Source organism: Phaeobacter sp. CC-HEC084 (assembly GCF_059429255.1).
In genome coordinates this window covers 70,554-77,546 of the sequence record NZ_JCAIJQ010000005.1, presented here as the reverse complement: position 1 = coordinate 77,546, position 6,993 = coordinate 70,554, and the positions used below count along the sequence as shown (strand labels likewise).

At 57.3% G+C, this 6,993-nt stretch carries 4 protein-coding genes; 3 read left to right on the top strand and 1 reads right to left on the bottom strand.

Going from position 1 to position 6,993, the window contains the following annotated elements:
• The 3 genes from AC5SSZ_RS16520 to AC5SSZ_RS16510 all read left to right on the top strand — a co-directional run.
• A partial coding sequence (locus tag AC5SSZ_RS16520) for a tellurite resistance TerB family protein (RefSeq protein WP_495438877.1) occupies positions 1-1,718 on the top strand: 1,718 nt, incomplete at its 5' end.
• Positions 1,711-3,018: an ATP-binding protein gene (locus AC5SSZ_RS16515; RefSeq protein ID WP_084353833.1), complete on the top strand. Its 1,308-nt coding sequence runs from the start codon at positions 1,711-1,713 to the stop codon at positions 3,016-3,018. The genes AC5SSZ_RS16520 and AC5SSZ_RS16515, both read left to right, overlap by 8 nt.
• Positions 3,019-3,023: 5 nt before the next feature.
• On the top strand, positions 3,024-5,195 hold the full coding sequence (locus tag AC5SSZ_RS16510; RefSeq protein ID WP_084353832.1) for a DEAD/DEAH box helicase: 2,172 nt from the start codon (positions 3,024-3,026) through the stop codon (positions 5,193-5,195).
• Between the two features lie 43 nt (positions 5,196-5,238).
• On the opposite strand, the gene AC5SSZ_RS16505 is transcribed toward AC5SSZ_RS16510, so the two are convergent.
• Positions 5,239-6,984, bottom strand: a complete 1,746-nt coding sequence (locus tag AC5SSZ_RS16505) for an ATP-binding protein (RefSeq protein WP_084353831.1) — start codon at positions 6,982-6,984, stop codon at positions 5,239-5,241.
• Positions 6,985-6,993 lie beyond the last annotated feature (9 nt).

Below are 6,993 nucleotides of genomic sequence, written 5' to 3'. Positions count from 1 at the left end.
AGGATATCGTCCAGGAAGTTCGGCGGCTGCAGTCACTTTACCCTGACAACCACTCTGTCAGGCGTTATTTGGGGGAGTTCCTCGACATTGCGATGCTTGCCGAAACCGACCTCGACGCCATCGAGCCGATGTTCGAGAAGCAGGGCTGGGAACTTCCGTTCTCACTCAAATACGCAATCGGAGCTCGGATCGACAAAGGCGAGAACCTGACGGCTGACTGGTTGCTGAGTTGGTTCATCTGCCATCCGGAAACAAATCTGAGAACTCCCGCGACGCGGTGCCGTGACGAGTTCGTCGCTCTTTTCCGTATGCGGTTTGATCGGCGTTTTCCTGATGGGCTCAAAGTGACAAAACCCCGGAAATCACTCACGGCATCCTATCGCGCCGCCTCCAGCGAGTTTCAGGGGTCAGTCAATCCGACCGTGGATGGCAAACCCGTGCCCGACATCTCCGGCTTGCGCAAGCCGGTCGAGATTGCGCAAGAGCTGGCTGACGAGGTGATGAACGACCTCGACAAGCTCAGTCGCTTCCTGGGCCGAAACCCTGACGGCCGCGGAAGTGTGGAAGCGCATGCCTTGCTACCCTCTGAACTTTGGGATGCTTTCCCATCAGAGGAAATGGACCGCTTGAAATCTTGGGCAAGCGATATCGTCGATCGCGGGGGATTGGTGCCGCTTGAGGAGGTGATCGGACGACTGGAGGGAGAAACGAACGAGAAGATCGGAAAACGGCAAATGACAGGAGCCGCCGACGCGCTCGCGCGCCTCGGTTTCGGTCTGGCGCCCGACCCTCGGTTTGCGCTCCGGTCGCCCAAGACGGAGGAGCCTGTTGTGCTGTTTCGTCTGGGCGAACCCATCGAAAGACTGGAGGACGTTTCCGACAGCTATCGAAGCGCCTTGATCGAATTGGCACTTGGGTCGTTAGTCGCCCATGCTGATGGTCGCATCGCGGAGCCTGAACGCAGGGCGTTGGAAGATCAGGTTTCTGCCACGGCCCTCAGCGATCAGGAACGCCGCAGGCTGCGTGCAAACCTTGAATGGTTCCTGGCCGTGCCACCGGACATGACGCTTCTGCGGCGCAAACTGAAGGAGGTGGGCCAAGACAGCCAAGCCGCTATGCGGGCAGCGCTGGTCGGTGCAGCACATGCCGATGGCATTATTCACTCCGACGAAGTCGCAAGCATCGAGAAAATCTACAAGGCTTTGGGACTTGATCCTGCGCTTGCCTACACCGACCTGCATGCTGGCGAAGTTGCGGATGGTCCACGCACTGTTCGCGCGTCGCAACCGGGTCGCCCGGGCGAAGCGATACCCGCGCTCGAAAAAGCCAGCGGACCGAAACTCGACGCTTCACGGATCGCAGCAATTCGTTCGGACACAGAGCGCGTGTCGTCCGTCCTCGGTCAGATTTTCGATGTCAAAGAGGAAGAAAGTGGTGCCTCCGCGCCTGCCAGCCAAAGCCAGCTGGTAGGGCTTGACCCGAAACACGGCGCCCTTGTCCTCGAACTGGTCACTCGAGAGCATTGGTCTGAAACCGAGTTCGAGACGATCTGCGCCTCGCATGGGTTGATGGCATCCGGGGCTTTGGAAGTCGTGAATGAATGGGCTTTTGAGACCTACAACGAAGCACTGCTCGACGAGTATGATGGATATGACGTGTCTCTGGAAATTGCGGAGGCGGTAAAAGAAAAGATGAGTGCGGAGGGCAGGGATGTCTAAGTTGAAACCACGTGAACGCGATGCAATCGTACAGGCGCTTCGGGCCGGGGTCGTGCCCAAACTCGGTTTGCGCCATATTCAGGTTGGCCGCGTCCGAGAGATTGAAGAGCTCGTCAAGGACATGGACCGGATATCCGATGGCGGATCGGCGATCCGGTTCATCATCGGGGAGTACGGATCGGGCAAGACGTTCTTCATGAACCTGATCCGCCTCGTGGCTCTGGAGAAAGGCCTGGTCGTGATGTTCGCGGATTTAGCGCCAGATCGGCGCATTCACGCGACCGGCGGACAAGCTCGCGGGCTGTATGCCGAGATGGCCCGAAACCTCTCGACGCGGACCAAGCCCGATGGCGGGGCATTGGCCAGCGTGGTGGAGCGATTTGTCAGCCAGGCTCACCGAGATGCTGAAGAACGGGATTTGCCCACGGGGACCGTCATTCGTGAACGCCTTGGCCACTTTGAAGAACTTACCGGAGGGTTTGAGTTCGCCGAAGTCATCCGTCGATATTGGGAAGGCCATGAGACCGGCGACGACGAGTTGAAATCCGCAGCCCTGAGATGGCTGCGCGGCGAGTTCGCGACACGCACCGACGCGCGCAAAGCACTTGGTGTGCGAACGATCATCGACGACGCCAGTGTCTATGACCATCTGAAGCTGATGTCGGCATTCGTGTGCGAGGCCGGGTATAAAGGATTGCTGGTCGGCCTCGACGAGATGGTGAACCTCTACAAGCTCACTTCGTCGCAGGCCCGCAATGCAAACTACGAACAGATCCTCCGGATCCTGAACGATGTGCTGCAGGGTAGCGCCGAGAACCTCGGATTCCTTATGGGTGGAACCCCGGAGTTTCTGATGAACACCCGTCGAGGGCTCTATAGCTACGAAGCCCTTCAATCGCGTTTGGCCGAGAACACCTTCGCGCGGGACGGATTGGTCGACCTTTCAGGACCGGTTGTCCGGCTGGCCAGCCTGACCCCTGAAGATCTCTTCGTTCTTCTGGCCAATGTGCGGCGGATCATGCAGGACGATGCCGGTGCTCTGCCGGACGACGCGCTCGAGGCCTTCATGGCGCATTGTTCGGACCGGATCGGTGAAGCTTACTTCCGCACCCCGCGCAATACGGTGACGGCATTCGTGAACCTGCTTTCCGTGCTTGAGCAAAACCCCGGTGTCGAGTGGAGCGATCTGATCGAAAAGATCGAGGTCTCCGAAGACCTCGGCGAAGACATGAACGAGGTAGACGAGTCGACTGGTGCCCAAGACCCCGGTGACGATGATCTGATCAGCTTCAAGCTCTGACGCCGATGAGCAGTGCGTTCGACAAACTGGCGAGGCCTGTGCAGAAATGGATACGCCAGAAAGGTTGGCGCGAACTTCGCGACATCCAGGCGCGATCCATCCGGACGATCTGCGAATCCAATGCCGATTTAATCGTTGCAGCTTCTACGGCGGGCGGAAAGACCGAGGCGGCGTTCCTGCCGTTGATTTCACAGGTGCTTGACGAGCCGTCGGGCGGCACCGGCTTCGACCTGCTCTACATCGGTCCGCTGAAAGCCCTGATCACGGACCAGGCCATGCGGCTGGAGGGCATCTGCCAGGAAGCAGAGCTTCCGGTTGTTCCCTGGCACGGAGATGTCTCGCAATCCATCAAGACGCGCGCGTTGATATCTCCAAAAGGGATCCTTCTGATAACCCCAGAGTCCCTTGAGGCGCTTTTCATTCGTCGCGGTTTGGAAATTGCCCGCCTGTTTGGGGCGACACGGGCGGTCGTGATCGACGAGCTGCACACAGTTCTGGACAGCGAACGCGGTGTCCAGCTTCGTTCACTGCTCACACGGCTCGAGCTCGCGATAAAGCGCCCAATCCGTCGGATAGGTCTGTCAGCTACGCTAGGCGACATGGACCTCGCTAAGGCCTATCTTCGCCCTGACGCCGCAAACGCTGTCCAGCTGATCGAAGCAGATGGCGGCGAGGCTGAATTGAAGCTTCAGCTTCGCGGTTACCTTTCCGGCGATGAAGATGAAAACAGCCCATCCGCAACGGACGCGATCGCAGCACATCTTTTCAAACACCTTCGAGGCAGCGACAACCTGGTCTTCGCCGGAGCGCGTCAACGGGTCGAGATTTACGCAGATCGGTTGCGGGAGCTTTGCGAACGGGAGCACCTGCCACAGGAATTCTATCCCCACCACGCGAGCCTCTCCCGAGAACACCGTGACTTCGTTGAGCGGCGCTTGAAGGACCCTGCGAAACCGACGACAGCCGTTTGCACATCGACGCTCGAGCTTGGAATCGACATCGGTGACGTGACCTGCGTGGCTCAAATCGGTGCGCCATTCAGCGTCGCCGCGTTGCGACAACGGCTTGGCCGATCAGGCCGGCGTGAAGGACAGCCGGCCATTCTCAGGCAGTATGCTGTCGAAGCCAAGTTGACGCCGGAGAGCAGTTTCGTGGATCGTCTTCGCCTCGGCCTGATCAGGTCCATCGCGATGATAGACTTGCTGCTGGAAGGCTGGTGCGAACCTCCAAAACCTCAGGCGCTTCATCTCTCGACGCTCGTCCACCAGATACTGTCAGTCATAGCGCAGCGCGGCGGTGCGTCTGCAAGCGTGGTCTACAATGTGCTCTGCCGCGAAGGCCCCTTTCGGAAGGTCACAACCGAAGTCTTCGCAGATGTGTTGCGTGCAATCGGCCACCCAGAAACCGGCTTGATCGAACAGGTCGGCAGCGGGCTGTTGCTTTTGGGACCCGCGGGCGAAAAACTGGTTGAGCATTACAGCTTCTATGCGGTGTTTCAGACGCCTGAGGAATTCCGGTTGGTCGCAGAGGGGCGGGACCTTGGAACCCTGCCGATCGATAATGTTCTTGCCCCTGGGATGCTATTAATATTCTCTGGGCGACGTTGGGTTGTTCAAGAAATCCATGATCGTGAAAAGGTCATCGTCGTCAAACCCGCGAAGGCTGGTGTGCCGCCCGTCTTCGGCGGCGATGCGGGGGACATTCATGACAAAGTGATCGACCGAATGTTCGCCGTGCTCGAGGGGGATTCCAGCCCAGCTTACATGGATACAGTCTCTTTGATGATGCTCGAGGAAGCGCGTGCTCACTATGAACAGCTGGGGTTTAGGGCCAATAACCTACACACCATTGGCGAGCATACATCAGTCATTGCGACGCGGGTCGGTACGGTGAAGACATCAACCCTCGCGCTAGCACTGAGAAGTGAGGGGTTTTCGGTCGAACTGCATGACGGGTTTCTGATGGTGGAGGCCGGGGACGAAACCCCCGATCTTCAAACGGTACTAGCGCACATTCGATCTGGCGAACCTGTCGATCTGTTCGCTGGAGCTGGGAATTTAATGTCGGAGAAGTTTCATCCTTACCTGTCGCAGCCCCTCTTGGAGTTGGATGCAATTTCTTCCAAGCTTGCGCCCGATACTCTTACCGCGATGGTCGGTAGAATCGTCCCAGCATAATATGTGCGGCAATACTCGTTGACTGTTTTCATCGCTCCTAGGGCTAGTGATTGCTTTGTCTCCGCCAAGAAAGGACGGCATCTTCCGTTCCCGCAACTGGTGCCGCGTCACTCCAACGATCCCAGAAATTGACTGTCGCGCTATTGGGCTTGAAGCGCGGCTCGGACACCACAACTCGCGTCGGAAGCAAGCTCGCATCGCCGACCACCAATGCCTCACCGATGTCGAGGACCGGTAGAAGATCACCAAACCCGCCGAGGCTGTCAGGCAGCAACCGTTTGATCACGGATTGATCGTCGCCGTTGGTCAGCCGCATCGCAATGACATTGTTGCACTGGCTCAGAACGGTGCGGTTCACTTCGGATGGTCTTTGGCTGATAACCACTAGTCCAACACCGTATTTCCTGCCTTCTTTGGCGATCCTCTCGAAAATCCCGACAGAGATCTCATCGGCTGACTCTGACGATGCACGCTCCGGGATATACAGATGTGCCTCATCGCAGAACAATGCGATGGGATGACGGTTGTCTGGTGGCGTCCACTGGCTGACTGTGAATATCAGCCGAGCAATCAAGCTGACCATGAGCGGCAGGATGTCGGACGGCACTTCCGAGAAATTGATGATCTTGATCCCACCCTTGCCATCAGCTTGCGATCCGCGCCCGCCTATCAGGAAATGCGTTACCTCCGACAGCCAGGCCATATCCATACAGGCTGCTGGCGGCTGAAATATGAACCCAAGCCTGCGATCATTTCGTTTGGCTTCAAATCGCGCGATTAAGCGGCTGAGCTTGTCGAAGTATGGTCCTTGCTTATCCTTGTTGTTAGCGCCCGGAACCATTTGTTCGTTCAAGTCAGATAGTTGCTTGTGGACACTGTCGATATCGAAAGGCACGGGGCTATCGATAGTGAAATTTGCAAGAATGTCGGCGTGTTTTCCCGGATCAAGCATTGCGCGCTTCGCATCGGTGATACAGCGCGTCATGAGCATGGCTTGGTTCGGAGCGTTCTGATCGGACCGATCTACAAACAAAGCGACCAATGCCTCATAGCCGAGAAGCCAGAACGGTAGATGTAGAACACCGTCGGCCAGTCGGCGATCGTGTCCAATGTCCCCCGGCCCAGCGATGCGTAGATGCCGAAACTCGTCGCTATCGAGGGTCTGGTACTCACCATGGATATCGAACAAGATTACGTTGGCTTGTGGAAGACCGGCAATCTGGTCTAGGAGCCGCGCAGTTGTGTACGATTTGCCGCTGCCAGTGCTACCGACCACGATGGCATGACGTTGGAACAGACGGTTGCCGTTCAAGAAGGCCCGCGCGTCCTCGTCCAAAGCATAGCGACCAAGATCAAGCTGCGGGCCGTCGCCGGAAACCTGCGAAATGACCTGCATGAAGTCTGTCAGGCGCTGACCTTCCAAGGAAAAGCAATCCGCATCGATTTCGGGCACAGTCTCTAGGGTGCGCTTAAAGACGTTCTCTTTCAGCCCCTCCTTGTCTACGAGTGTTCCAATCAGAGCGACCCGAACGAGGTTGTTTTCGGGGAGCGCGGCTTCCGGATCCTCCTCAGACCCGTCTATTGCAGTTTCGTCACCTGCTTTGCGTGTGATGCGCGAAACTATCCCGATTAAGTGCTGCCCGGCTTTCGAGCTTCTGATCGCGGTCAACCGATTGACCTGAATCCGTTTGAGGCGTTCAAGTTCATCGACTCGCACCGTCACAGTGGCAGTATCGACGGCAATAATTTTGCCGAGACTTTCATCATCGTTGAAATCAAGTATGCCCAACTCTTCCTC

Coding starts and splice junctions, on each gene's coding strand:
- AC5SSZ_RS16515 (WP_084353833.1), top strand. CDS start 1,711: ATGTCTAAGTTGAAACCACGTGAACGCGATGCAATCGTACAGGCGCTT.
- AC5SSZ_RS16510 (WP_084353832.1), top strand. CDS start 3,024: ATGAGCAGTGCGTTCGACAAACTGGCGAGGCCTGTGCAGAAATGGATA.